The following is a 26,710-nucleotide window of genomic DNA, read 5'->3' as shown; positions in this document are numbered from 1 at the left end:
AAAAGCGGACCAAACTTGGTTCAAGGTCAAACGAATCTTGACGAGTCGCTTGCCTCGATATGTCGTGACTGGCTGTCACGCGAGAACAAGCGCCCACATCAATTACCTGATCGATTGTTAAAGAGCGCCTTACTTTGCCGTTATCGAACCCAAGTGCTTGTCAGCGCTTGTTTTCTGGGCCGCCGTAAGGAGTGGCGTATTTTAAGGATCTGGGCGAGGATGTCAACGTCTTTCTTGTCGAATCCAGCCTGGCGCCGTTGCTGCTTATCGGTGCCGATCCTTGAAGAACTGGGAAGCGATTTTACTGGCCTCACCGCCTTGCGTCAACCGATTTCTTCAATCAAATCAAACGCTTGGAATTCCTCTTGCCACCTCCGAAAACCTCTCTCGGCGGCAGCGGATGCGTACTTTACGGACCCGCCGCCGAGTTGGCAAGCCCTTCATGACAACTTTTTGACCGCCCGGTCCGGCACGTCATCGCCAGAAACCCGAACGCCCGCGCAGGGCGGGCGTTTCAGCACTGTTCAGCGATTCGGCTCGAGCTGCTCAGCGATTCGGCTCAAGCTAGCTTAGCCAAGCGTGACGCGCGCATAGCGCTTCTTGCCGGCCTGGATCACATAGCTTTTGCCCGTTTCGAGCATTGCATCCTTGGCAGCCACTTCGCCGTCGACCTTGACCCGGCCGTTGCCGAGCATGTCCTTGGCCTGGGCGCTGTTGTTGGCCAGGTTGGCGCGATTGAGCACGGCGGCAATGGGTGCCTGTGCCGCGCCTTCAAAATCGACTTCGACTTCCGGCAAATCATCCGGCAGCTCGCCCTCGGCCAACTGATTACCCGCGGAGCGGTGCGCATTCGCGGCGGCCTCCACGCCGTGATAACGCGTGATCAGCTCTCGCGCCAGGGCCATCTTGATGTCGCGCGGGTTGGCGCCGCCATTGATCTCCTGGCGGATCGCCTCGATCTCCTCGTTAGATTTCAGCGACAGCAGCTCGAAGTAGCGCCACATCAGGCTGTCCGGCATCGACACGATCTTGTTGAACATCACCCCCGGCGTGTCATCGACACCGATATAGTTGTTCAACGACTTCGACATCTTCTGCACACCGTCGAGGCCCTCGAGCAACGGCATGGTGATGACCACCTGCGGTTCCTGGCCGAAGTGCTTCTGGATCTCGCGGCCCATCAGCAGGTTGAACTTCTGATCGGTGCCACCGAGCTCGATGTCCGCCTTCAGTGCCACGGAGTCGTATCCCTGTACCAGCGGATAGAGGAACTCGTGAATGGAGATCGACTGCCCGGCGCGGTAACGCTTCTCGAAATCGTCGCGCTCCAGCATGCGCGCCACGGTGGACTGCGCCGAAAGCTCGATCATGTCGGCCGCCGACATCTCGCCGAACCACTCGGCATTGAAGCGCACCTCGGTCTTGTCGGGATCGAGAATCTTGAAGACCTGCTCCCGATAGGTCTGGGCGTTGGCCTTGACCTCTTCCTCGGTAAGCGGCTTACGCGTCACGTTCTTGCCGGTGGGATCCCCGATTCGGCCGGTGAAGTCGCCAATCAGAAAGATCACCTCGTGACCGAGATCCTGGAACTGGCGCATCTTGGTCAGCAATACGCTATGCCCCAGGTGCAGATCGGGGGCCGTAGGGTCGAAGCCTGCCTTGATGCGGAGCTTGCGACCGGATTCGAGCTTTTTCACCAGCTCATCTTCGATCAGAATCTCCTGCGTACCGCGCTTGATCAACGCCAGCGCCTCATCGACCTCGGCCATCGTATTCGTCTCCCTTACCAACGCTATCGAGCTTGAAAGGCGGCAATCTTAGCACGAGTCTTTGACCCCCGTTGAGCCACGCACCGGCGCAAGTCATCGTGCTACGTTACGGATTCATGCCGCTAATTCGTGCGATCGATTCACGCGATCGATTCACGCGATCGATTCACGCGATCGATTCATGCGATCGATTCACAACAACGAGGGAGAGGGTCATGTCACTGTTCGTGGGCTTGATGTCCGGTACCAGCCTGGACGGCATCGATGCGGCACTGGTAGAGATCGCCGATGACATCGATCAACGCCCGCGGCTGATCGATGCGCTGTGTCTGCCGCTGAGCGACGCACTCGGGAGCGCCCTGCTCGGACTGACGCAGGCATCGCAGGTGAGCTTTGCCGAATTAGGCGCCACCGAAAGCGCATTCTGCGACCGTCAGGCCGAAGCGGTACGCCGGTTGCTGGCACGTCACGACCTGACGCCGGAAGTGATTACCGCCATTGGCAGTCACGGACAGACCATCGAGCACGCTCCCTACGCAGCCGCCCCTTTTACCTACCAGCTCGACAACCCCAGCCGCCTGGCCGAGCTGACCGGATGCCAGGTGGTCGCCGACTTTCGCCGTCGCGACATGGCGGCGGGCGGCCAGGCCGCGCCGCTGGCGCCGATTTTCCATCAGGCGCTGTTTACCGATCCCGTCCGCACCCGGCTGATTCTCAATCTGGGCGGTATCGCCAACCTGACGCGGCTCGGACCTTCGGAAGCATCGCTGCCGGTCGTCGGCTTCGACACCGGCCCGGCGAATCTGCTGATCGATGCCTGGCACGCCCGGCACCGACCAGGCCCGATCGATGAAGACGGTCGCTGGGCCGCCAGCGGCAGCATCGATGAACTCTTGCTCGAACGTCTACTGGACGAGCCGTACTTTGCCGCCGCACCACCCAAGAGCACCGGGCGGGAGCAGTTTCATCTCGGCTGGGTGGAGAAACGCTTGCGCGGGGACGAAGTGCCGGCAGACGTACAGGCCACCTTGGCGGAGCTGACCGCGATCAGCGTGGCGCAGGCCGCGCGTGAGTTCATCGATGACGGCAATACCGACCTGATCGTCTGCGGCGGCGGGGCTCATAACCGCCATCTCATGCAGCGTCTGGCAACGCATCTGCCCGGCGTCACGCTATTGCGTTGCGAAGATTTTGGCTGGTCGGCCGACTGGCTGGAAGCAGGAGCCTTCGCCTGGCTGGCCTGGCGGCGGATTCACCGACTACCAGGCAATCTGCCGGAAGTGACCGGGGCCAGCGGCCCTCGAGTACTGGGCGGCATCTACGCCCCCTGACCGACCTCCGGCGACGGCTGCCGCTACCTTCTACTGCAAGACCCGCTGATTCTGGATCCGGTGGCTCTGAATTCTCTGGTTCTGGACAAGTCAGACCACTATCTATCAGCGTCGTCGATCAGCGAAAACCGGGCACCATCGTCTCCCCGATCTCCGGGACGCCGCCGCTCACCATATCGAATCAGCATGCGCAGATCGTTGGCTGAATCGGCGTGGGCCAGTGCCAGCTCTTCGCCGATATCGCCACGCCGGAACAGCTCATAGAGCGACTGATCGAAGGTCTGCATGCCCTGCTCGCGGGAGCGCCGCATCAGATCCTTCAGTTCAGCCACCTCCCCGCGCCGGATCAGTTCGCTGATCAATGGCGACTTGAGCAGGATCTCGGTCGCCACGCAGCGCCCGGTGCCGTCCAGGCGTGGCAGCAGTCGTTGAGCGACCACCGCACGCAGGTTGAGCGAAAGATCCATCCATATCTGATCCTGCCTCGACGGCGGAAACAGGCTGAGGATGCGTTCGATCGCCTGATCGGCGCTGTTGGCGTGAAGCGTCGCCAGACATAGATGCCCGGTTTCGGCGAAGCTGAGCGCCAGCTCCATGGTATCGCGGCTGCGAATCTCGCCGATCATGATCACATCCGGTGCCTGACGCAGCGCATTTTTCAGCGCAACCTCGTAGGACTCGGTATCGATGCCCACTTCGCGCTGATTGATGATGCCGCGCTGATGCGGATGCATGTACTCGATGGGATCTTCGATACAGATGATATGGCCGCCAACCGTACGATTGCGGTGCTGGATCATCGAGGCCAGCGTCGTCGACTTGCCGCTGCCGGTTCCACCGACCACCAACACCAGTCCGCGCCGAATGGAGGCCAGGGTGCCGGTCACTGGCGGCAGGCCCAGCGATTCGAGATCGGGAATATCGAACGCGATGCGACGAACCACCATGGCCGGCTGGCTGCGCTGGAAGAAGGCGCTGACGCGAAATCGTCCCTTCCCGCTCAGACTCAGGGCGAAATTGGCTTCGTGCTCGTCCTCGAACGCTTCCCGGCGCCCCTGAGGCAAGGCAACGGCCACCAGCTCGCGTACCTGCTCCGGCTGTAGCGGCGCGTCGCCTAACGCTACCAGTTTGCCGTCAAGCTTCAGACAGGGCGGCGCGCCAGTGGAAATCAGCAGATCCGAAGCCTGCTTGGCCAGCATGATGTCGAGTAATTGTTCAAACCATTGAGAGGGAGTCATGACATGTCCTGAAAACCGGAATCGGGGGCCCGATTCACTGATCGAGCCCGGCGCGCGATTTGGCGTGGGCTTCCTGGCGTGTCACCAAGCCTTCGGCCACCAGGTGGGATAACGCCGCATCCAGCGTCTGCATTCCCAGGCTGCCGCCGGTCTGAATCGCCGAATACATCTGCGCGACCTTGCCCTCCCGAATCAGGTTGCGGATCGCCGACGTGGCCACCAGGATTTCGTGGGCGGCGACACGCCCACCGCCGTCGCGCTTGAGTAGTGTCTGAGAAATCACCGCCTGCAGAGACTCGGACAGCATCGAACGCACCATGCCTTTCTCGTCCCCCGGGAACACATCGATGATCCGGTCGATGGTCTTGGCCGCCGACGTCGTGTGCAGGGTACCAAACACCAGGTGGCCGGTCTCCGCCGCGGTCAGCGCCAGTCGAATGGTTTCCAGGTCGCGTAGCTCGCCCACCAGAATCACGTCCGGATCCTCGCGTAGCGCCGAACGCAGGGCGGGCGCGAACCCCTTGGTATCACGATGGACTTCGCGCTGATTGACCAGGCAGCGCTTGCTTTCGTGGACGAATTCGACCGGATCCTCGATGGTCAGAATATGTTCCTGGCGATTGCTGTTGATGTAGTCGATCATCGCCGCCAGCGTCGTCGACTTGCCGCTTCCGGTCGGCCCCGTGACCAGCACCAGGCCCCGCGGCAGCATCGCCAGGCGCCGGAAAACATCGCCCAGCCCGAGGTCGTCGAGCGTCAACACGGTGCTGGGAATGGTCCGAAACACCGCGCCCGCGCCGCGCCCCTGGGTGAAAGCGTTGACCCGAAACCGCGAAACTCCGGTAACCTCGAACGAAAAATCGGTTTCGAATACGGCCTCGAAGTCGCGTCGCTGACGATCGTTCATCACGTCGTAGATCAGACGACGCACCTGGCTGTCGTCCAGCGCCGGAACGTTGAGTCGGCGCATATCGCCGTCAACCCGTATCATGGGCGGCAATCCGGCCGAAAGGTGCAGATCTGAGGCGTCGTGCTTTGCCGAGAACGCCAGCAGTTCGGTAATATCCATGGGCTTTTATTCGCTCCCCTGCGTAAGGTCACTAATCAGTATGGCAGAAGCATCGGTGTCCGAGTCCTTATCCCGTGCCCGCGAGCGCCTCGTAGCGGCGCTGTCTGCTGCCGGTCGTCCGGATGATGCCGCGCATCTGCTTGCTGTCAGCAAAACCAAGCCAGCGGACATGCTGCGCCAAGCCTATATTGCCGGTCAACGCGCGTTCGGCGAGAACTACCTGCAGGAAGCCTTGGACAAGCAGCAAGCACTGGCCGACCTCGACGATATCGAGTGGCATTTCATCGGCGCGCTGCAATCGAACAAGACTCGCGAGGTGGCCGAGCACTTCGATTGGGTGCATGGCGTCGACCGGGAGAAGATCGCACGCCGGCTTTCCGAACAGCGTCCGGCCGAGCGAGGCTCCATCAATATCTGCCTGCAGCTCGATGTCAGCGGCGAAGCCAGCAAGGCGGGTGTCGAGCTGCAGGCGTTGCCGGCGCTTGCCGAGTCGGTTCTGGCGCTGCCCAATCTGCGTCTGCGCGGGCTGATGGCGCTACCCGCGCCCAGTGACGACCCCGAGCAACAGCGCCAGGCCTTCCGCCAGGTCGCCGATGCGTTGGCGATGCTCCGAGAGCGTTTCCCCGAGGCGCCGCTGGACACGCTCTCGATGGGCATGAGCGGCGACCTGGAAGCGGCCGTCGCGGAAGGCGCTACCCTCGTGCGTCTCGGCACCGCCATTTTTGGCAGCCGACCGCCAGCCGGGAGTTGACCTTACCGATGCCTTCCCCTTTTCGCCGCCGGACCCCCGAACGTTTCCATAGGACTCAGCCATGACCGACTCGCCTCAGGCCAGCCGTATCGTCTTTATCGGTGCCGGCAACATGGCCAGCGCCATCTTCGGCGGCATGCTCGACAGCGGTTATCCCGCCGAGGCCATCGTCGCCACGTCGCGCAGCCAGGAGAAGCGCGATGACATCAGCCAACGCTACGGCATCCGCACGATGCAGGATAATCTGGCCGCCGTGCAGGAGGCGGACGTCGTGATTCTGGCGGTCAAGCCACAGATGATGCGCGACCTGTGCCTGTCGCTGAGAGAGGCCGTTCAGGTACGCCGCCCGCTGGTCGTCTCGGTGGCGGCCGGGCTCGATGCCGCGACGCTGGATGGCTGGCTGGGCGGCGGTCTGGCTCTGATTCGCTGCATGCCCAATACGCCCTCGCTGGTCGGCGCCGGCGTCAGCGGTCTCTATGCCAACGATCGCGTCAGCGATGGCGAGCGCCAGCTTGTCACCGAACTTCTGACCTCGGTAGGCCTGGTCGAATGGGTCGATCAGGAAACCCAGATCGAAGCGGTCACGGCCATTTCGGGCAGCGGCCCGGCCTACTTCTTTCTATTCATGGAGTCGCTGGAGGCCGCCGGTATCGAACTGGGCCTGCCGGCGGAAAGCGCCCGCCGCCTGGCATTGCAGACCGCCTTCGGGGCCGCCAAGATGGCGCGGGAGAGCGAGTTCGACCCTGCCGAACTACGCCGTCGCGTCACCTCCCCCAATGGCACTACCGAGCGGGCCATCAACGCTTTCGAGGAAGCGGGCCTGAGGGATATCGTGGGCCGCGCGACACAGGCCTGCGCCGAACGCGCCCGCGAACTGTCTCGTGAATTGTCACGCGAGTGAAACCAAGATCGAACCCAGTCGGACTGGAACCCGCCGAATCACTAGGAGAACGTAATGGGCAGTAATCTCGGAAGCGCCGGCTTGATGCTGGTCAACACGCTAGTCAACGTCTATTTGTTTGTGTTGATGCTGCGCTTTTTGCTGCAATTCTCGCAGGCGGACTTCTACAACCCTCTGAGTCAGGGAATCGTCAAGGCGACGCAGCCAGTCGTCGCCCCGGTACAGAAAATTCTGCGCCCTGTCGGCCGGATCGATATCGCCACCCTGTTCGTGGGGTTTCTGCTGAAAGTGCTCGTGATCATCGCGATCTTCCAGATCGCCGGCTTCGGCATGCCGCCGCTTCAGGGGCTGCTGCTGGCCGGTATCGCCGGTGTTCTCAACGCGATTCTCAAGATCTACTTTTTCGCCCTGATCATCATGATCATCCTGAGCTGGGTGGCACCTCGAGCCAGCCATCCGGGGGCGCTGCTGGTCATGCAGATCGTCGAACCGATCATGGCGCCGGTGCGCCGTGTGATCCCGCCGCTGGGCATGATCGATCTCTCGCCGATCGTGGTGTTCATCATCATCAACCTGCTCGACAGCGTCGTGGTGGGTTCGCTTGCCCGCGCCGCCGGCTTGCCGGGTGCGCTGATCGGTTTCTGAATCGTCGCGATCGCGGCCCCGTGGCTGTTGCGGCGTCAACTGCCGCAGCGCCATCAGGGCCGCGGTTCCATCGCCATGGCGGCGTCGTGATTGCCGCGGCGGCGCTCGGGCGCACCCGAGAACGTCCTCGGTGACGTGCCCCTGCTGAACCTGGAGATTACCCCGCTTCATGTCCGCTTCCTTCCCGTCCGATTCGGTCGGCGTGGTCACACCGCAAATCGCGACGTTCGAGTCGCCGCTGGCGCTGGCCTGCGGCAAGACCCTAGAGCGCTTCGAACTGGTCTACGAGACCTACGGCACGCTGAATGTCGAGCGCAGCAATGCGGTGCTGATCTGCCATGCCCTGTCGGGACATCACCATGCCGCGGGTTACCACACGGCCGATGAACGCAAACCCGGCTGGTGGGACGCCTACATCGGTCCCGGCAAGGTGATCGACACCGATCGCTTCTTCGTCATTTCGCTCAATAATCTGGGCGGCTGCCACGGCAGCACCGGCCCCGCCAGCCTCAATCCGCAGACCGGCCACCAATGGGGCCCGACCTTCCCGGTCATGACCGTGGCGGACTGGGTCCACAGCCAGGCTCGCCTGGCCGATCAGCTGGGCATCGAACGCTTTGCCGCCGTGGTCGGCGGCAGTCTGGGCGGCATGCAGGCGATGCAGTGGACGATTGCCTATCCGGAGCGTGTCGCCAACGTCGCGGTCATCGCCGCCACTCCGCGTCTATCGGCGCAAAACATCGCCTTCAACGAGGTGGCGCGTCAGGCGATCCGTTCGGATCCGGATTTCCACGATGGCTGGTATGCGGATCACGAGGCGATCCCCAAGCTCGGGTTGAAGCTGGCCAGGATGATCGGCCATATCACCTATCTGTCGGAACACTCGATGGGGTCGCGCTTCGGCCGCGACCTGCGCAGCGATCAGCTGAACTTCGGCTACGACGTCGAATTCCAGGTCGAATCCTATCTGCGCCATCAGGGCGATACGTTCTCGACCCGCTTCGATGCCAATACCTATCTGTTGATGACCAAGGCGCTGGATTACTTCGATCCCGCCGGACAGCACGGCGGTGATCTGGCCGCGGCGCTGGCCCCGGTGGCCTGCCCTTATCTGGTGGTCAGCTTCACGACCGACTGGCGTTTCGCCCCGGCACGCTCGCGGGAGCTGGTCAGAGCGCTACTGCGCGCCGGCAAGTCGGTCAGCTATATCAACGTCGACTCGCCCCACGGCCACGACGCCTTTCTGTTGCCCAACGAGCAATATGAAGCCGTATTCGGCAGCTACATGCGGCGCATCCACGCCGATATCACCGGGGAGACAGCCTGATGCGCGCGGATCTCGAACTGATCTACGACTGGATTCCCGAGCATGCCCGTATTCTCGACCTCGGCTGCGGCGATGGCACGCTGCTGGCGGCACTGGCGCGCCACAAGAATGTCACCGGCTACGGCCTCGAGATCGATCCCGACGGCATCGCCGCCTGCCTCGGCCAGGGCGTCAACGTGCTCGAACAGAACCTCGATGACGGGCTCGGCAACTTCGTCGACGATGCCTGCGATCTGGTGATCATGACCCAGGCGCTGCAGGTGTTGCGCCGCCCCGACGCCATGCTCGACGAGATGCTGCGCGTAGCGCCGGAGTGCATCATCGCCTTCCCCAACTTCGCCTACTGGAAGCACCGCCTGCACCTGACGTTCCGCGGTCGCATGCCGGTGTCACGCTCGCTACCGCACGCCTGGTACGACACGCCCAACATTCACCTGTCGACGTTTCAGGACTTCGCCCAGCTGTGCCGCGACAAGGGCGTCACCATCGTCGACGAGGCGGTCGGTAGCGCCGATCACGAAGGCCACTGGACCTCCCGCTGGTGGCCCAACCTGTTCGGTGAAACCGCGATATTCCGGGTTCGCCGCGGACGTTAGCCCTGGGCTTCATCCGAGGATGACCAGCGGCGTTCGATATCCACGTCAAGTTGGCGATCCAGCGTGATCGCCACGGGCCGGTCCGGCGCGAGAGTCACGCGGCAGCCGTAGGCCACTATCTCCACGCCACGCTCGGCCACCGCCTGCAGTGTCCGCGCATAGGCCGGATCGAGATGCGCCGCGGGTGCCACGTCATCGATGCCGGTATGCGCCGCGCAGAACAGCAGCACGCTGCGCTGCCCCCGGTCGGCGAGATCGGCGAGCACATCGAGATGGCGTCGGCCCCGCTCGCTGACGGAGTCGGGGAAATAGCCGTGCCCATCGTTTTCCTTGAGCGTGACCTGTTTGACCTCGACGAACGTGTCGCTTCCTTGCGCGTCTCTCAAGCGGAAATCGAGCCTGGCGCCTTCGACGTTGACCTCGCGCTTGAGCTCGGCGAAACCCGCCAGCTCGGGAATGACGCCCGCGAGCAGGGCTTCCTCGACCAAGGCGTTGGCCCGCCCGGTGTGCACCGAGACCCGATCCACACCTCCCTTTCCGTCTGGCAGTTCGATCAGCTCCCAGGTCCAGCCGAGCTTGCGCGACGGGTTGGTGCTCGGTGAAAGCCAGACCCGGCAACCGGGCGCGTTGACGGCTCGCATCGAGCCGGTATTGGGGCAATGGGCCACGACTTCGCAACCATCCTCGAGCTCGATATCAGCCAGGAAACGTTTATAGCGTCGCAGCAGAATGCCGGGGACGAGAACGGGATAATTCATGCAGTGCCGATCCGTTGAGCGGGAAGTGGGATAGAGACGCGATGCCAACGGTGCGGGCCCGCGCCATGGCGGCCCGATCCACTGTCGATCCGCCGATGACGCGAACGCAAGATGAGAAAAATAAAGTGCCCGTCGGGTTGCAATGCGGCAACTTTTTCGCTAAATAAGCATGGCTTCGGGCAGTGGCAGTCGCTGCCCACGGCCGATACCCGGCCAGATGACACGCGTCACGACACTTGCGTAACGAGGCAGCCCCCATGCCAGTAGCGGAAAAGAAAGCGGAAGCGCCCAGTCAATTCACCCCGTACCAGTCGGCGCCGGGTGAAGAGTATATGAATGAAAAGCAACTTGCGCACTTCCGTGAGATCCTGATGGGCTGGAAGCAGGATCTGATGGAAGAGGTCGACCGCACGGTTCGCCATCTGCAGGAAGAGGCCAACAACTTCGCCGACCCTGCCGATCGCGCCACGCAGGAAGAGGGGTTCAGTCTGGAACTGCGCACGCGCGATCGCGAGCGCAAGCTGCTCAAGAAGATCAACGAAACGATCGAGAAGATCGACGAAGATGACTACGGCTTCTGCGAAGCCTGCGGCGTCGAAATCGGCATTCGCCGTCTCGAAGCCCGCCCCACGGCCACGCTGTGCGTGGACTGCAAGACACTGGCCGAGCTCAAGGAGAAGCAGCTCGGCGGCTGAGCGACCTCGATGGCGGTCGTCACACGGCGGGCACCTTCAGCGGTGCCCGTTTTGCGTTCTGCAGGGCCATTTCCAGAGCCGTTCTCCGTGCGCCGCGCCAGCGGTTTCCCGCCATCAGCATCGCCATGCGTCGAATCACGAGCCATGCCATGACCGTTCCCCTCGCGTCGACTCCCAACTATATCGGCCGCTTCGCCCCCACTCCCTCGGGCCCTCTCCACATGGGTTCGCTGGTGGCGGCGGTAGGCAGCTGGTTGGATGCTCGAGCCGCAGGCGGCCGGTGGCTGCTGCGACTCGAGGATATCGACCCGCCGCGCTGTCCGCCGGGCGCCGCCGATCAGATCCGGCATCAACTGGAAGCCTTCGGCCTGACCTGGGACGGGGAGATTCGCTACCAGAGCGAGCGCAACGACGTCTACCAGGCCGCGCTGGATCGGCTGATCGCTGCCGGCATGGCTTATCCCTGTGGCTGTTCACGTCGGGAGTGGCAGCATGAGGGGTACTACCCTGGCTGGTGCCGGCAAGGCTCGCGACATCCTGCACGGGCGCAAGCCTGGCGCCTGCGTACCGACAGAGGCATCCAGCCCGTAACGTGGCAGGACCGGCTGTTCGGCCACCAGTGCCTCGATCCGACTCGCCAGGGCGATGTGGTCATCAAACGCAAGGAAGGACTCTGGGCGTATCAGTTGGCCGTGGTGGTCGATGATGCGGACCAGAATGTCACCGACATCGTCCGCGGTTTTGATCTGCTCGATAACACGCCATGGCAGCGCCAGCTCCAGGTCGCGCTCGGCTATCCAGAACCGCGCTATCTGCATCTCCCGCTGATTCTTGGCGACGACGGTCAGAAGCTCTCCAAACAGAACCTCGCGACCGCCATCCCCGATGATGGCGAACTCGCTCGGCCGCTGCTTCATCAAGCGTTGCAGCTGCTCGATCAGCGCCCCCCTCGCACACTACGCCTGGCGCCGGTTGCCGATCAGCTCGCCCACGCCTGCCGAAACTGGTCGCCGGAGTCGATGAGCGCAACCTCCGGCCGGGCTCAAGACTGAAACGGCGCGGCAACAACCCGTTTGGAATCTCGCCCTCGCGATGGCGACATCTTATTTTCACCTTGCCCCGAGGCAGACGAAGCCGAGTGAGCCAATGGCTCGAGAGCGCTTTTCCCACTCGGCGGAAAGCCCCTCGCCCATTCGGCTGAAGACTATTGTCTAAGCGCAACCTGCGCCGTTTTGCGTCACCCTGTCGCCATCGCACGGGGTGCACCACAAGCATGCATCGGCGGCTCCGCATGCCCCGTCATGAATCAGCACAATCGGCCACACCAGGAACCAGAGCGAACCTGGCACGACGAAAAAACCGTATCTATTTGTATTTTATTTAAAAAATATGGAGTGGCACGGCAAGTGCAGTAACTAAGACAAGAAAAACAACAGCGGGCGCCGATCAATCCCCAATAACAATCCTCGATCGGATGACCCCTAAGTGCCGACACAATCACAATATGGCACTCAACCTGGAAGGCAGATCGTCAACGGCCCCACAATAAAAATCTTGGCCGAAGGCACGAACGAGAGCGCGAACAACAACAATCGCTCTCGAGCCGAAGCAAAATCAGGACGCGACGCTCTTCATCGACGGGGCAACAATAACAAGCCTCCCCGAGGTCTGAAGACTTCTCGGAACAACGACAACAACCGAGAAAGGGCATTGCCTGTCGTGGTTGGATTATTGTTTTGAATACGAGGTGGTCGCTACACAGCAAGGCTGACAATGACAAGCCAAAAGCTGTAATCGCCGTTAGCGACTGTGTTGCGTATTCAAGGCGATGCGCCATCACGAACAAAAAGAAGCGGCATGGACGTTGCGAAGCATCTTTAGAGGGGAGGCCTACCGGGTCTCCCCTTTTACTATGGCCACTATTCACTATGGCCACTGCGTACTATGGCAACTGAGTACTATTGCCACCTGAGTACTATGGCCACCTGTGGCAATCCCGGTCTCGCGATGACGCCGATATCCGGGCTTTTTCAAGGCCCCAAACCCGCATCAGCCATACCCTTTTCCGCTTCCCCGTCATGACCGTTGCCTTTGCAAGGCTTCGGGGCTCCGCTACACTGGAGTTTTGCTACCTCGCGAGTCGACTTCGCCGCATGTTCAAAGGATTTTCCCGTTTTCTCCAGCGTCCCGGTGAGCGTTTGAAGACCCTCTTCAACCCGGAATCCGCACAGGCTGGCGAAGACGCAACGCCTACCCGAAAAGTCCTGCCTCGCGACGAACACAACGTCTCGCGCCAGAATCTCAGTGAAAGCGCACTCAAGGTACTGTATCGACTGAACGGTGCCGGCTATGACGCCTATCTGGTCGGCGGCTGCATTCGCGACTCGCTGTTGGGCAATCGGCCCAAGGATTTCGATGTCGCCACCAACGCCACCCCCGACGAAGTGCGCCAGCTGTTCCGCAACTCTCGCATCATCGGCCGCCGGTTTCGTATCGTCCACGTGCGCTTCGGACGTGAGGTCATCGAGGTAACGACCTTCCGTGGGCGTCACGGCGAAGAGCACACCGGCAATGTGAGCCAGCAGTCCGACGACGGCCTGCTGCTTCGCGACAACGTCTGGGGCAGCGTCGAAGAAGATGCGATTCGTCGCGACTTCACCGTCAATGCGCTCTACTACAGCGTCACCGACTTCGCCATTCACGACTGGACCGGCGGCCTCCAGGATCTCGATGATCGCGTTCTGCGGATGATCGGCGATCCGGAAACCCGTTACCGCGAGGACCCGGTTCGCATGCTGCGCGCCGCACGCTTTGCCGCCAAGCTCGACTTCCGGATCGCTCCAGAGACCGAAGCACCGATTCGTGAACTGGCACCGCTCCTCTTGCAGATTCCGCCGGCGAGACTGTTCGAGGAAGTGCTCAAGCTATTCCTCTCCGGTCACGCCCTGCAAAGCTTTCGCGTGCTTCGCGAACGTGGGCTGTTCGCCATGCTGTTCCCCGAGAGCGACGAAGCCCTCAACGAGCAGCCGTGGGCGGTCAAGCTCGTCGAGCAGGCGCTGGCCAATACCGATGCGCGAATCGCCCAGGAGCGTCCGGTGACGCCCGCGTTCCTGTTTGGCGCCCTGCTATGGCCTTGCGTCCAGCAACGCACGCCGCGAATCGCCCACGAGCAGGATCTGCCGGAGATTCCGGCACAGCAGGCGGCGGCGCAGCAGGTCATCAGTCGCCAGTTGCAGCACACCTCGATTCCCAAACGCTTCAGCATGCCGATGCGTGACATCTGGGAGCTGCAGCAGCAGCTACCCCGTCGTCGCGGCCGCCGGGTTTTTCAGACGCTGGAGCACCCGCGTTTCCGTGCGGCGTACGATTTCCTGCTGCTGCGAGAGGAATCCGGTGAATTGACGCCGGGCCTCGGTGAATGGTGGACCGAATTTCAGAAAGCCGACGACGACGGCCAGCGTCAACTGATGGCGGATGCCGATGGCGGTCCTCCTGCCGACGGCCCGAACGGCAAGCCTCGTCGACGACGCCCGCGCAAACGCCGGCGCCCGACCAACAAGCCGACTCCCCCGACGTTGGATGACTGAACGCCAGCCTGCTGCCCTGGCCTATATCGGCCTGGGCAGCAACCTCGATGCACCACGCGATCAGCTCGAGCGAGCGCTGGCGACGCTGGCATCGCTACCGTTAAGCGAATGCGTCGCCTGCTCGTCGCTCTATTCGAGCTCCCCGGTCGGCCCTCAGGATCAGCCAGACTTCATCAACGCCGTCGCTGCCATTCTCACCCGCCTCTCGCCATTGGCACTGCTCGATCAACTGCAGGCGCTGGAGCAACGTCATCGGCGGGTACGCGATCGTCATTGGGGCCCGCGAACGCTGGATCTGGATCTACTGTGGTACGACGGTCTCTCTCACCACTCTCCACGCCTGACGCTCCCCCATCCTGGAATATCCCGCCGCCGGTTCGTGCTTGAACCGCTGGCCGAAATCGCTCCGACGCTGACTCTGGACGGCGAGCTGCCACTGACACTGGCAGGCAGGCTCGAGGGCCAGACGTTGACCCGGCTGGGAGAGTGACTCCGGCGTAACGGCATCTCGCGTACCGGGCATGGGAAAAGACCGGGTATGAGAAAGGACCGGGCATGCCGCCAACGTCGAGTTGCGTCTTGTCGACAACCCATTACACTCTGCTCCGCATCGTCTCTTCGGGGGCGACAAACCGGCGTCCGTCGCCCTGCCGCGTCGGGTCCATCGTCGGCGTCTGCGAGCGAGGCTCGCTGTTCTTGGGAGAGAGAGCATGAAGCGCGTCACCCTCAATACGCTACGCGACTGCAAGGCGCGCGGAGAGGCTTTCAGCTGCCTGACGGCCTATGACGCCACCCTGGCACGCTGCGCCGACGCAGCCGGTATCGACGTGCTACTCGTCGGCGATTCGCTGGGCATGGTGCTGCAGGGTCATGCCAGCACCCTGCCGGTAACCCTGGAAGACATCCGTTATCACACCGCCTGCGTGGCGCGCGGCAAGCAGCGCAGCCTGCTGATGGTCGATCTGCCATTCATGAGCAACGCCGATACCGGCCAGCTGCTGCGCGACGCCGGCGAATTGATGCGTGCCGGCGCCGAGCTGATCAAGATCGAAGGCGAAGCGTGGATGGCCGACGGCATCCGTGAACTGTCGCGTCGCGGCGTGCCGGTCTGTGCCCATCTCGGCCTGACGCCGCAGAGTGTCCATCAGCTGGGCGGCTTCAAGGTCCAGGGCAAGGCGGACGACGACGCCCGACGGATCGTCGATGACGCCCGGCAGCTGGTCGAGGCCGGCGCGTCCGTCATCCTGCTCGAGTGCGTGCCCAGAGCGGTCGGCCAGGCGGTGCGCGATGCCGTCGATGCGCCCGTCATCGGTATTGGCGCAGGGCCGGACGTGGACGGACAAATTCTGGTCATGCACGACACGCTGGGCCTGAACAGCGGCTACGTACCGCGCTTCGTGCAGAATTTCCTGAGCGGTCAGGAAAGCATCGAGGCGGCCTTCAGAGCCTATGACGAAGCGGTCAAATCGCGCCGCTTCCCGGCCGAGGAGCACTGTTTCTGATGCAGACGCTCCACGAGATCGCGCCGCTGCGTGAAACCCTGCGTGAGCACCGGATGGCCGGCCGGCGCATCGCGCTGGTGCCGACCATGGGCAATCTGCACGAAGGTCATCTGGCTCTGGTCGATCGAGCACGGCAGTTGGCCGACGTGGTCGTGGCGACGCTGTTCGTCAACCCGCTGCAGTTCGGCGCCGGCGAGGACTTCGGCCAGTATCCGCGCACCCTGGAAAGCGACCGCGACCAGCTGACGGCGCACGGCTGCGATCTGCTGTTCGCTCCCAGCGTCGAGACGCTCTATCCCCGTGGGCTGGCAACCCAGACCCAGGTTCACGTGCCGGACGTCTCCGAGGGACTCTGTGGCGGCAGCCGTATCGGTCACTTCGACGGCGTCGCCACGGTGGTCTCCCTGCTGTTCCATCTGGTCCAGCCGGACATCGCCTGTTTCGGCGAGAAGGACTTCCAGCAGCTGGCGGTGATTCGCAAGCTGGTCGCCGATCTGCACTTCCCCATCGAGATCGTCGGCGTGCCGATCGTGCGCGCCGCGGACGGCCTGGCGCTATCGTCGCGCAACGGCTATCTGACGCCGGATCAACGGGCACTCGCCCCGGTCCTGCAGCAAACGCTGGCGCGCTGTCGGGAGGCCCTGAGTCGCGGCCAACCGCCCAGTGCCGCCCTTCACGAGGCTTCGCAAGCCTTGCAGGAAGCCGGCTTCCGACTCGACTACCTCGAACTGCGTGGTCAGGATCTCTCGCCTTTCGAACTCGGTGGGGATACCCAGGCCCAGCTGCTGGCTGCCGTCTATCTCGGCTCGACACGGCTGATCGATAACGTTGCTGTCGCGCTTCCGTCAACCGGAGCCGATCGTCGACATGGCTGACCTTCGACATGCCTGACAGTCGCTGGCGTCCAGCTCGCCCTGCCGATGTCGCCGCTATCGTTCACTGGATCGAGACGCCAAAGGCGCTCGAACGCTGGGCCGGACCGGGGCTCACCTGGCCCTCCGACGGCACGACGCTGTGGCAGGAGATCGACGCCAGCGAGAACGCCTCGTTCTGTCTCGTCGCCAACGATGCCCCGATCGCGTTCGGCCAACTCGTGGACAAGGGCGAAAGACGCGCGCATCTGGCTCGAATCAGCGTATCGCCCGACCACCGTCGCCAGGGTCTGGGCGAGCGCCTATGCCAGCATCTCATTGCTGAAGCGCATCGGCGTGGCGCTGACACGGTGACGCTCAACGTCTTCGTCGACAATCTCGCCGCGATCGATCTCTATCGCCGGCTGGGTTTCGTCACCCGTGGCCCGATCGACACCCGTGGCATTCAGCCCATGCAGCTGCGACAATTTATCCACGATGTCGACAATATAGATCCATAGCCCTTGGCGGCCTTTCGACCCGCCGCCAGCTCGTCAGCGAAAGAGACCCGATGAATCAATTGAGACCGGACCCGTTCTCTCCGTATCAGTTCTACACGGCCGAGCAGTGGGCCGCATTTCGAGCCGACACGCCGCAGACGCTCTCCGCCGAAGAGCTTCGACGACTGCGTTCGCTCAACGATCCGATCGATCTGGGCGAAGTGCGGCGGATCTACCTGTCCTTGTCCCGGCTGCTCTCTTCCTACGTCGAAGCGAGTCAACGGCTCTACGCCCAGCGCAAGCGATTCCTGGATATCGACGATACTCAGAAGACGCCCTTCATCATCGGCATCGCCGGTTCCGTCGCGGTGGGCAAATCGACCACGTCGCGTATTCTCAAGGAGTTGCTGGCGCGCTGGCCGTCGAGTCCTAAGGTCGATCTGGTCACCACCGACGGCTTTCTCTATCCCAACGCCGTGCTGCGCGACAAGGATCTGATGGCCCGCAAGGGCTTTCCGGAGAGCTACGATATCGGCGCCCTGCTGCGCTTCCTGTCCTGGATCAAGGCCGGCGCTCGCAACGTGCAGGCGCCGCTCTACTCGCACCTGACCTACGATGTGCGCGAGCACGACTATCAGACCGTCGACTGCCCCGACATCCTGATCGTCGAGGGCATCAACGTGCTTCAGGTCCGCGACCTGCCGGAAGACGGCAAGATGGTCCCGTTCGTATCGGACTTCTTCGACTTCTCGATCTACATCGATGCCGAGGAGAACCATATCCACGACTGGTATCTGGAGCGCTTCAAGCTGCTGCGACAGACCGCTTTCCAGGACTTGGATTCGTTCTTCCATCGTTACGCCCAGATCGGGGAGACGGAAGCGGTGGAGATCGCCGAAGGGCTGTGGCGGGACATCAACCGGCGCAATCTGCGCGAGAACATTCTGCCGACTCGCCCCCGCGCCGATCTGATCCTGCGCAAGGGCCGCGATCATCTGGTCGAGCAGGTCGCGTTGCGTAAGGTCTAAAACCCGGTTGGATTCATGGTGGAACGGCCATTGGTCCCATCACGAACAGCGTTTTGTAATTTTTCGTCCAGATGGAGAACTTTTTCCGCCGCTGACCTTCTGAGTGGACTCATCGTTCGTTCACGCTAGGGAAGGCAGCAATGTTGGTATCCGTACAGGCACTGAGAGCCCTGGCGGCATGGATCGTCGTTTTTCACCATTTCATGCAGGTGTTTTTCAGCTTCGATGCCAATAACTGGGTCGAGTATCTGTTCTCCACCCGCGGGCAAGTGGGTGTGGATATCTTCTTCGTCATCAGCGGCTTCGTGATCACTGTCTCGAGCCGCGGCAAAAAGCTGACGATGCCGCAGTTCCTGTTGCATCGCGTCGTCCGGATCGTTCCCGCCTACTGGCTCTACACCGCCATCACCGCGCTGGTCATCTATTTCGCCAGCGATGTCATGCCCGAGTACGGCATGGGCCTGAAGCAGCTGGTTCTGTCGCTGTTCTTCATCCCCACGGAGAACCCGGCCGGTTACGGCTACTATCCGATCCTGCCGGTAGGCTGGACGCTCAATTTCGAGATGCTGTTCTACGTCGTCTTCGCCGCCTCGCTGGTGCTCAAGCGCGAGTGGCGACTATGGGCGGTGGTAGTGGCCATCGTGGTGATCAATACGCTCTTCGCCCACCAGCCCTTCCTCAGCAATTTCTACACGGATCCGATCATTTTCCAGTTCCTTTTGGGGATGGGGATCGCCGTCGTCCATGGTCGTTACGGGATCCCCGGCGGCCGCTGGTGGCCGATCGGCTTGGCACTGGCCAGCCTCGCGACGATTCTCTGCTTCAACGACCCTTCCGGCGCCACGCGCTTCTTTGCCTGGGGCTTGCCCAGCGCGTTGCTGGTGATCGCCTTCATCGGCCTGGAATCGCGCATCGGCGATAATCGTGTCGTCAAGGTGATGGGGGACTGGTCCTACTCCACCTACCTGTTGCACGTGATCGTGCTGTGGTCGGGCAACTACGTCCTGACCGAGCAGTTCGGCCTCAGCCCTTACCTGGCGCTGGCGATCTGTCTGCCGATTATCGCGCTCTGCTCCTGGCTGAGCTTCGAATTCGTGGAGAAGAAATTCTCGCATCGGCTCAAGCGGCATCTACCGGCGCCACGCCCACGAACTACCGCGGCGTGAGCTAATTCATAGAAACGCCCATAAAAAAACGCCCGGCCTGCGTGATGCAGGCCGGGCGTTATTGATGGAGCGCTGGCGGTTACCGCCAGAAAATCACTCTTCGGTGACGAGCGTCGCTTCGAAAGCGGCTTTCTCTTCCGGGGTGATCTCCTTGATCGACAGCTTCACGCGATTGCGGTTGTCGATATCCAGCACCTTGACCGTCAATTCCTGACCTTCGCTCAGGAAGTCTTTCACGTCGTTGACGCGCTCCGGCACGATCTGGGAGATGTGCACGAGACCGTCGGTACCCGGCATGAAGTTGACGAAGGCGCCGAAGTCGGCGAGACGCACGACCTTGCCGCGATAGAGCTTGCCGATCTCGGCTTCGGCGGTGATGCCGAGCACGGTGTCGATGGCGCGCTTAGCCGCGGAGCGGTCTTCGGCGTAGATGCGCACGGTGCCGTCGTCATCGATATCGATCGAGGCGCCAGTCTCCTCGCAGATGCCGCGAATGGTCGCGCCACCCTTGCCGATGACATCGCGGATCTTGTCCGGCGAGATCTTGATCGTCTGCATCGCCGGCGCGTAGTCGGAGACTTCGTTACGGCTCTCGGCGATCACCACGTTCATCTGATCGAGGATATCGATGCGCGCCTGATGTGCCTGCTGCAGCGCGGTCTCCATGATCTCTTCGTTGATGCCTTCGATCTTGATGTCCATCTGTAGCGCGGTCACGCCGTTGACGGAACCCGCCACCTTGAAGTCCATGTCGCCGAGATGATCTTCGTCACCCAGGATATCGGTCAGCACGGCGAAACCATCGTCGTCCTTGACCAGACCCATGGCGATACCCGCTACCGGCGCCTTGATCGGCACGCCGGCATCCATCAGCGCGAGTGACGCGCCACACACGGACGCCATCGAGCTGGAACCGTTGGATTCGGTGATCTCGGAGACGACACGGATGGTGTAGGGAAAGTCGTCATCGTTGGGCAGCATCGCCTGGATGCCGCGACGCGCCAGACGGCCGTGACCGATCTCGCGACGCTTGGGACCGCCCATGAAGCCGGCCTCGCCCACGCTGTACGGCGGGAAGTTGTAGTGCATCAGGAAGCGATCCTTGCGCTCACCTTCCAGCGATTCGATCAGTTGGGCGTCGCGCAGCGTACCCAGCGTGGCGATGACCATCGCCTGCGTCTCGCCGCGGGTGAACAGCGCCGAACCGTGGGTGCGCGGCAGCACGCCGACCTTGATGTCCAGCGGCCGCACGGTCTTGTGATCGCGGCCGTCGATGCGCGGCTCACCGGCGACGACCCGACTGCGCACGGTTTTCTTCTCGAGACTGGCCAGCGCGCCACCGACTTCGTCGGCACTGAACTGCGCCGCGTCACCGCTGGCCAACTGCTCGATAGCCTTGGTGCGGATTTCGGCCAGCGCGTCCTGACGCGCCATCTTGTCGGTGATGCGATAAGCTTCACCCACGGCGGTTCCGAAAGACGCCGCCATGGCCTGCTTGAGCTCGACGTTGTCGGCGGCCGGCTGCCAGTCCCACTTCGGCTTGCCCGCTTCGCTGACCAGCGACTTGATCGCATCGACCGCGACCTGCATTTCCTGATGCGCGAACAGCACGCCGCCCAGCATCTCGTCTTCGGTCAACTCCTTGGCTTCGGACTCGACCATCAGCACGGCCTTGTCGGTACCGGCCACGACCATGTTGAGCTCCGACGTGGCGAGCTCTTCGACGGTCGGGTTGAGGAAGTAGCCGCGTGACTCGGTAAAGCCCACACGAGCCGCGCCGATCGGGCCACTGAACGGCAGACCGGAGATCGCCAGTGCCGCGGACGTGCCGATCATCGCGGCGATGTCGGGATCCTGATTGCGATCGGCGGACAGCACGTTACAGATGACCTGGACTTCGTTCATGAAGCCTTTCGGGAACAGCGGACGAATCGGCCGATCGATCAGACGCGAGGTCAGCGTCTCTTTCTCGGTCGGGCGCCCTTCGCGCTTGAAGAAGCCGCCGGGGATCTTGCCCACGGCATAGGTCTTCTCCTGGTAATGCACGGAGAGCGGGAAGAAATCCTGGCCGGGCTTGAGCGTCTTGCGGCCAACGACGGTACACAGAACGACGGTGTCGTCCATGGTGACCAGCACGGCACCGGTGGCCTGACGAGCGATACGGCCAGTTTCTAGCGTGACGGTACTCGAACCGTACTGGAATGTGGTCTGAACCGGGTTCACGGGCTTTCCTTTACTTGTCGAATTCATTGGGTCGTTTTGACTCGGCGCTTATTCTAGGCGTTCGTCGCGGACAGGGCTACCGATCAGCGACCTTGGTCCCATCCTCTCCATCGGCGAAAACCGCAGCCCAAAACGCAACGACCCCCACTCGAAAGCAGGGGTCGTGGATCTCTTCGGGGTTCAAGACCGCCGAGCGGCGGCCCTGAAATCGCAGGCGGATCAGGCCTCGCGCTTGCCGTCGACCAGACGCTTGAGTTTCAGCGGATTGCTCTGCTTGATCGCTTCCGGCAGCAGCGCGTCCGGCAGGTCCTGATAGCAGACCGGGCGCAGGAAGCGGAAGATCGCCGCCGTACCCACGGAGGTGGTGCGCGAGTCGGAGGTCGCCGGGAACGGACCGCCGTGAACCATCGCATCGCACACTTCCACCCCGGTCGGCCAGCCGTTGACCATCACGCGGCCCGCCTTGCGCTCGAGTACCGGCAGCAACGCCTTGGCGGCGTCGAGATCGGCATCGTCCATCTGCAGCGTCGCGGTCAGCTGACCTTCGAGATGCTCGGCCACCTGCTTGAGCTCGGCGGCATCGGCACATTCGACCACCAACGACGTGGCACCGAAGACTTCGTCCTGCAGCGACTTCTCGTTCAAGAAATCGTTGGCAGAAGTCACGAACAGCGCGGTCTGGCACTGGTTCGAACCATCGCCCTTCTCACCGCGAGCGACTTCCTTCGCCTTGCCGGTACCGGCCAACGCGTCAACGCCGTGCTGATAGGCCTCCGCGATGCCTGGCGTCAGCATGGTCTGGCCTGCGCTGCCCTTGACCGCTTCACCCGCGGCGGCGACGAAGGCATCCAGCTCCGGACCCTTGATCGCGATGACCAGGCCCGGATTGGTGCAGAACTGCCCGGCACCCATGTTGAGCGAGCCCACGAACGCCTTGCCCATCTCTTCGCCGCGTGCCTTGAGTGCTGCCGGCAGCGGGAAAACTGGGTTGATCGAGCTCATCTCGGCATAGAACGGGATCGGCTCGGGACGCGACTGCGCCGCCTTCCACAGAGCCAGACCGCCGCTGCGCGAACCGGTGAAGCCGGCTGCCTTGACCCGCGGATCGGTGACCAGCGCGGTACCGACTTCACGGCCGGAGCCGTACATCAGCGAGAACACGCCTTCCGGCAGGTCGCACTTCTTGACCGCGGCCTGAATGGCACGGCCAACCAGCTCGCTGGTGCCGGGATGCGCACCGTGTGCCTTGACGATGACCGGGCAACCGGCTGCCAACGCGGAAGCCGTGTCGCCGCCGGCCACGGAGAACGCCAGCGGGAAGTTGCTGGCACCGAAGACGACGACCGGGCCCAGCGCGATGTGACGCTGACGCAGGTCGACCCGCGGCATCGGCTGACGATCCGGCAGCGCCGGGTCGACACGCACGTCGAGCCACTCGCCGGCACGCACGGTCTTGGCGAACAGGCGCAGCTGGCCACAGGTCCGGCCACGCTCGCCCTGGATACGCCCCTGGGGCAGACCCGATTCGGCCACGGCACGCTCGATTAGATCATCACCGATCGCTTCGATCTCGTCGGCAATGGTCTCCAGGAACTTGGCACGCTCCTCGAGCGAGGTTTCGCGATAGCTGTCGAAGGCGCTCCACGCCAGTTCGCAGGCACGCCCGACTTCTACCTGGGTGCCGCCAGGATAGGCCGGCTCGAGACGCTCGTTGGTGGCCGGATTGATTGCCTGAATCGGGTCACGGCTGCCTTTCGCGGTCTGCTGACCGATCAGCATTTCACCTGTCAGATTCATCTTGCCTCCTGCAGTGGTGGTGGATACGGATTCTTCTTCAGCCTTGGCCGAGCGCAAATTGCGCTCTACGTGCCACGGACCGAGTCTTGCGAGACATTTCTTTTGTTGCGAAACGTTTTCTGGCAACGCTCTCATGCACAGCGTTGTCTGGCACAGCTCGATTATGTCTTACCCAGCGTAGACCGTAAAAATCGACCTTAGAGATCGACCGTAGAGATCGAGCGTAAAAATCGACCGAGGAAATCGATCGTCGAAATCACGCTCGATCCGATCGGTTCGCGCCAAACCATGAGTAGTAGATGGGGATGCGCCACTCCCGTTTCAACGAACCAGCGCCGGACGATTGGGATCGAACTGCCAATCATCGATCAGATACTGCATGGCCATGGCATCGTTGCGGCCGCCAGCCGGCAGACTGCGATAGAGTGCGTTGGCCTGCTCGATCTGTTCCATATCGATTTCGATCCCGAGCCCCGGGGCATCCGTCACAGCGACCTTGCCATCGACGATCTGTGGCGGATTGCGGGTCAGACGAGCGTCGCCCTCCTGCCAGATCCAGTGCGTATCCAGCGCCGTGGTGCGACCGACGGCGGCGGCACCGACCTGAGCGAACATCGCAAGCGAGATATCGAAATGGTTGTTGGAGTGCGAACCCCAGGTCATGCCGTGATCCTGGCACAGCTGAGAGACCCGCACCGCGCCCGAGAGCGTCCAGAAATGCGGGTCGGCCAGCGGAATGTCGACCGAGCGCAGCATCAGCGCATGGGCCATTTCGCGCCAGTTGGTGGCGACCATGTTGGTGGCCACCGGCAACCCGGTGGCGTGACGGAATTCGGCCAGAATTTCGCGACCCGAGAAACCCTGCTCGGCGCCGCACGGATCTTCTGCGTAGGCGATCACGTCGTGCAGGTTCTTGCAGAGCCGGACCGCCTCGTCGAGCGACCAGGCTCCGTTGGGGTCGATGGTCGTACGCGCCTCGGGAAAGGCCTCGTGAAGCGCGGTAACCGCCTCGATCTCCTGCTCGCCCGGGAGTGCGCCGCCCTTCAACTTGAAGTCCTTGAAGCCATAACGGTCGTGGGCCGCCTCGGCGAGTTCAACGATGCGCTGCGGCGTCATCGCCGCCTCGTCGCGCTGGCGATACCAGTCATGGCTGACGCCGTCGGTACTGTGCCGCCCCGTTTCGCGATGATCCGTACCGCGACGATAGCCGAGCGGCGTCGCATGACCATCGCCAATGAAGAACAGATAACCCAGCACCTCGACGCTGTCGCGCCGTTTGCCGTCGCCTAATAGCTCGGCAACGGGCACGTCGAGGAACTTGCCGAACAGATCGAGCAGCGCCGCCTCGAGCGCCGCTACCGCGTTGACACGCAGTTCGAAGGTCCAGGATCCCTTGCCGAAATCCTCGAAATCGGCACCGCGACCGGCGGAATGCAGCGACGCCACCATCGAACGCAGTTTGCCGATGGGCTGGCCGACGACCCGCGAACGGGCCTGTTCGAGTGACTGCTGGATCGTCTCGCCGCCCGGCGCCTCGCCGACGCCGGTATTACCCGCACTATCCTTGAGGATGATCAGGTTGCGGGTGAACCAGGGAGAGTGCGCGCCACCGATGTTGAGCAGCATGCTATCGCGGCCCGCGACCGGGATGACCTGCATTTCCGTGATGGTGGGCGTAGCGTGGCTCGACATGGGGAGTCTCCGTCAAGGCGATGCACGTTCGACGGCCGAAGTGGCGTCAGCGTACATCCCGCCAGCGTGCAGGGCGGCCAAAAAGCCGCCCACAGGATTGGAATAGCCGGGAAGGCCGGTTTTATAGCGCGCCGGCTTTTTCGATCAGTTGCTTGAGCGTCGCTCGCTCTTTCTCGCTGGGCATGGTCAGCGGGGCGCGCACATCGCCTGCCGGGTAACCGACCAGATCGGCGCCGGCCTTGATCAGGCTGACGGCATAGCCTTTCTGGGTATCGCGCAGGGTGACGAACGGCACGAAGAATTCACGCATCGCCTGACGAATGAACTCGCTGTTGCCCTTTCGCAGTTCCTGATAGAACTTCACCGCCATCTCCGGCACGAAGTTGAACACGGCAGAAGAGTAGGTGCTGACACCAATCGCCAGATAGGCTTCGGCGATGATCTCGGCCGTGGGCACGCCGCCGACGTAGGCGAGGCGGTCGCCCAGCGTCTTGATGATGATATTGAGCGCCTGCATGTCGCCCTTGCCGTCCTTCAGACCGACCAGATTCGGGCAGCGGTCGGCCAGGGCCTGGACCGCATCGACGTTGAGATAGCCGTTGGCGCGGTTGTAGTAGATCACGCTGAGATCGGTGGAATCGCAGACGCTGGCGGCGTACTCGACGATGCCGGACTGCGGACATTCGGTGAGATACGGCGGCATCAGCAGAATGCCGTCGGCGCCGGCTTCCTGAGCGGCCTGGCAATGCGCCTTGGCGAGCTCGGCGCTCTGACCGGCGCTGGCGATGATCGGCACGTGGCCACCGATGGTCTCCACGGCGACTTTGACGATTTCGCGATACTCTTCGATCGTCATGTTGAAAAATTCGCCGGTACCGCCAGCCACGAAAAGAGCGGAGACCTCGTACTCCTTCAGCCACAGCAGACGGCGACGATAGCTCTCGACGTCGAACTTGCCGTTGGCGTCGAAATCGGTCACCGGAAACGACAGCAGACCGTCGGTAATGGAGGCTACAACCGCTTGTTTGGAAAAGTTCACCTAGAGTCCCTCGTCGTGGATTAACGTCAATCTGCCATGCAATCGCTCGACCGCCTGATCTACTGGACAGGCAGGAAAAGGCCGGCATTCTGTCAGCCATGTTGTCATACATCATACTGGAAATGCCGTTAGACCTTAGCCGCATTTCGTGTGACGACCGGCCCAAGACCCTGACACTTCTGATGATGGCCGTCTGCCGGGCCGCGGTGAGCCGAACGCGGGCAACCCGGAAAACCGCAGTGGCG

The 26,710-nt window shown here is 62.4% G+C and carries 24 protein-coding genes; 15 read left to right on the top strand and 9 right to left on the bottom strand.

What is annotated here, in order from left to right; translation table 11 throughout:
- Positions 1–569: 569 nt before the first annotated feature.
- Positions 570–1,769: a tyrosine--tRNA ligase gene (gene tyrS / locus ACUN9V_RS11615; RefSeq protein WP_445511501.1), complete on the bottom strand. Its 1,200-nt coding sequence runs from the start codon at positions 1,767–1,769 to the stop codon at positions 570–572.
- Positions 1,770–1,984: 215 nt separating this feature from the next.
- Here tyrS and ACUN9V_RS11610 point away from each other — a divergent pair, with 215 nt between their 5' ends.
- Positions 1,985–3,100 (top strand): anhydro-N-acetylmuramic acid kinase, encoded by a 1,116-nt coding sequence (locus tag ACUN9V_RS11610; protein ID WP_445511500.1) that lies wholly within the window; start codon positions 1,985–1,987, stop codon positions 3,098–3,100.
- A 98-nt stretch (positions 3,101–3,198) separates the two neighbouring features.
- Here the strand turns inward: ACUN9V_RS11610 and ACUN9V_RS11605 are convergent, their stop codons facing one another.
- Positions 3,199–4,338 (bottom strand): PilT/PilU family type 4a pilus ATPase, encoded by a 1,140-nt coding sequence (locus ACUN9V_RS11605; RefSeq protein WP_445511499.1) that lies wholly within the window; start codon positions 4,336–4,338, stop codon positions 3,199–3,201.
- Positions 4,339–4,372: 34 nt separating this feature from the next.
- The gene (locus tag ACUN9V_RS11600) at positions 4,373–5,407 is read right to left on the bottom strand and encodes a type IV pilus twitching motility protein PilT (protein WP_075561847.1); all 1,035 of its coding nucleotides are present in this window, start codon (positions 5,405–5,407) and stop codon (positions 4,373–4,375) included.
- A gap of 40 nt (positions 5,408–5,447) precedes the next feature.
- On the opposite strand from ACUN9V_RS11600, the gene ACUN9V_RS11595 reads away from it, so the two are divergent.
- The 5 genes from ACUN9V_RS11595 (at position 5,448) to metW (ending at position 9,627) form a co-directional block, all read left to right on the top strand.
- Positions 5,448–6,158 (top strand): YggS family pyridoxal phosphate-dependent enzyme, encoded by a 711-nt coding sequence (locus ACUN9V_RS11595; RefSeq protein WP_445511498.1) that lies wholly within the window; start codon positions 5,448–5,450, stop codon positions 6,156–6,158.
- Between the two features lie 61 nt (positions 6,159–6,219).
- Positions 6,220–7,059, top strand: coding sequence for a pyrroline-5-carboxylate reductase (proC, locus tag ACUN9V_RS11590; protein ID WP_075561849.1), 840 nt, complete (start codon positions 6,220–6,222; stop codon positions 7,057–7,059).
- Positions 7,060–7,113: 54 nt separating this feature from the next.
- The gene (locus ACUN9V_RS11585; RefSeq protein ID WP_075561850.1) at positions 7,114–7,704 is read left to right on the top strand and encodes a YggT family protein; all 591 of its coding nucleotides are present in this window, start codon (positions 7,114–7,116) and stop codon (positions 7,702–7,704) included.
- 169 nt (positions 7,705–7,873) lie between these two features.
- Positions 7,874–9,031 carry a homoserine O-succinyltransferase MetX gene (gene metX, locus ACUN9V_RS11580; RefSeq protein WP_445511497.1) on the top strand — a complete coding sequence of 386 codons (1,158 nt, stop codon included), beginning with the start codon at positions 7,874–7,876 and terminating at the stop codon, positions 9,029–9,031.
- Positions 9,031–9,627 (top strand): methionine biosynthesis protein MetW, encoded by a 597-nt coding sequence (metW, locus tag ACUN9V_RS11575; RefSeq protein ID WP_075561852.1) that lies wholly within the window; start codon positions 9,031–9,033, stop codon positions 9,625–9,627. The genes metX and metW overlap by 1 nt, the downstream gene beginning before the upstream one ends.
- On the opposite strand, the gene sfsA is transcribed toward metW, so the two are convergent.
- On the bottom strand, positions 9,624–10,385 hold the full coding sequence (gene sfsA, locus ACUN9V_RS11570; RefSeq protein WP_445511496.1) for a DNA/RNA nuclease SfsA: 762 nt from the start codon (positions 10,383–10,385) through the stop codon (positions 9,624–9,626). The two genes, metW and sfsA, sit on opposite strands and share 4 nt — an antisense overlap.
- A 257-nt stretch (positions 10,386–10,642) precedes the next feature.
- Between sfsA and dksA the strand changes: the two genes are divergently transcribed.
- Positions 10,643–11,080, top strand: coding sequence for an RNA polymerase-binding protein DksA (gene dksA / locus ACUN9V_RS11565; protein ID WP_075561854.1), 438 nt, complete (start codon positions 10,643–10,645; stop codon positions 11,078–11,080).
- 19 nt (positions 11,081–11,099) lie between these two features.
- On the opposite strand, the gene ACUN9V_RS11560 is transcribed toward dksA, so the two are convergent.
- Positions 11,100–11,231 (bottom strand): hypothetical protein, encoded by a 132-nt coding sequence (locus ACUN9V_RS11560; protein ID WP_445511495.1) that lies wholly within the window; start codon positions 11,229–11,231, stop codon positions 11,100–11,102.
- On the opposite strand from ACUN9V_RS11560, the gene gluQRS reads away from it, so the two are divergent.
- The 8 genes from gluQRS to ACUN9V_RS11520 all read left to right on the top strand — a co-directional run bounded on the left by gluQRS (position 11,230) and on the right by ACUN9V_RS11520 (position 19,714).
- Entirely contained in the window at positions 11,230–12,132 is a 903-nt protein-coding gene (gene gluQRS / locus ACUN9V_RS11555) for a tRNA glutamyl-Q(34) synthetase GluQRS (protein WP_445511494.1), read from the top strand. The genes ACUN9V_RS11560 and gluQRS overlap by 2 nt on opposite strands.
- A gap of 1,101 nt (positions 12,133–13,233) precedes the next feature.
- Positions 13,234–14,667 carry a polynucleotide adenylyltransferase PcnB gene (gene pcnB / locus ACUN9V_RS11550; RefSeq protein WP_439285561.1) on the top strand — a complete coding sequence of 478 codons (1,434 nt, stop codon included), beginning with the start codon at positions 13,234–13,236 and terminating at the stop codon, positions 14,665–14,667.
- Positions 14,660–15,157, top strand: coding sequence for a 2-amino-4-hydroxy-6-hydroxymethyldihydropteridine diphosphokinase (gene folK / locus ACUN9V_RS11545; protein WP_445511493.1), 498 nt, complete (start codon positions 14,660–14,662; stop codon positions 15,155–15,157). Before pcnB ends, folK begins: the two co-directional genes overlap by 8 nt.
- Positions 15,158–15,377: 220 nt before the next feature.
- The gene (gene panB / locus ACUN9V_RS11540) at positions 15,378–16,169 is read left to right on the top strand and encodes a 3-methyl-2-oxobutanoate hydroxymethyltransferase (protein WP_445511492.1); all 792 of its coding nucleotides are present in this window, start codon (positions 15,378–15,380) and stop codon (positions 16,167–16,169) included.
- Positions 16,169–17,044, top strand: a complete 876-nt coding sequence (panC, locus tag ACUN9V_RS11535; RefSeq protein ID WP_445511491.1) for a pantoate--beta-alanine ligase — start codon at positions 16,169–16,171, stop codon at positions 17,042–17,044. The genes panB and panC overlap by 1 nt, the downstream gene beginning before the upstream one ends.
- An 8-nt stretch (positions 17,045–17,052) precedes the next feature.
- On the top strand, positions 17,053–17,541 hold the full coding sequence (locus tag ACUN9V_RS11530; RefSeq protein WP_445511490.1) for a GNAT family N-acetyltransferase: 489 nt from the start codon (positions 17,053–17,055) through the stop codon (positions 17,539–17,541).
- A gap of 50 nt (positions 17,542–17,591) precedes the next feature.
- Positions 17,592–18,548 carry a type I pantothenate kinase gene (gene coaA, locus ACUN9V_RS11525; protein WP_075561861.1) on the top strand — a complete coding sequence of 319 codons (957 nt, stop codon included), beginning with the start codon at positions 17,592–17,594 and terminating at the stop codon, positions 18,546–18,548.
- 140 nt (positions 18,549–18,688) lie between these two features.
- Positions 18,689–19,714, top strand: coding sequence for an acyltransferase family protein (locus tag ACUN9V_RS11520; protein WP_445511489.1), 1,026 nt, complete (start codon positions 18,689–18,691; stop codon positions 19,712–19,714).
- Positions 19,715–19,807: 93 nt separating this feature from the next.
- Here ACUN9V_RS11520 and pnp read toward each other — a convergent pair whose 3' ends face one another.
- The 4 genes from pnp to kdgD form a co-directional block, all read right to left on the bottom strand.
- Positions 19,808–21,937 (bottom strand): polyribonucleotide nucleotidyltransferase, encoded by a 2,130-nt coding sequence (gene pnp / locus ACUN9V_RS11515; protein ID WP_445511488.1) that lies wholly within the window; start codon positions 21,935–21,937, stop codon positions 19,808–19,810.
- 219 nt (positions 21,938–22,156) lie between these two features.
- A complete protein-coding gene (locus ACUN9V_RS11510) occupies positions 22,157–23,734 on the bottom strand; it encodes an aldehyde dehydrogenase (NADP(+)) (protein ID WP_445511487.1) in 1,578 nt (525 codons plus the stop codon).
- A 321-nt stretch (positions 23,735–24,055) separates the two neighbouring features.
- Positions 24,056–25,426, bottom strand: a complete 1,371-nt coding sequence (locus tag ACUN9V_RS11505; protein ID WP_445511486.1) for an enolase C-terminal domain-like protein — start codon at positions 25,424–25,426, stop codon at positions 24,056–24,058.
- Between the two features lie 121 nt (positions 25,427–25,547).
- Complete coding sequence (kdgD, locus tag ACUN9V_RS11500) at positions 25,548–26,465, bottom strand: 5-dehydro-4-deoxyglucarate dehydratase (RefSeq protein ID WP_075561866.1); 918 nt, start codon at positions 26,463–26,465, stop codon at positions 25,548–25,550.
- Positions 26,466–26,710 lie beyond the last annotated feature (245 nt).

The sequence above is a fragment of the Salinicola sp. V024 genome, from assembly GCF_052645315.1.
Note: the sequence above shows the minus strand (reverse complement) of the source record. Positions and strands in the feature narration are given on the sequence as shown.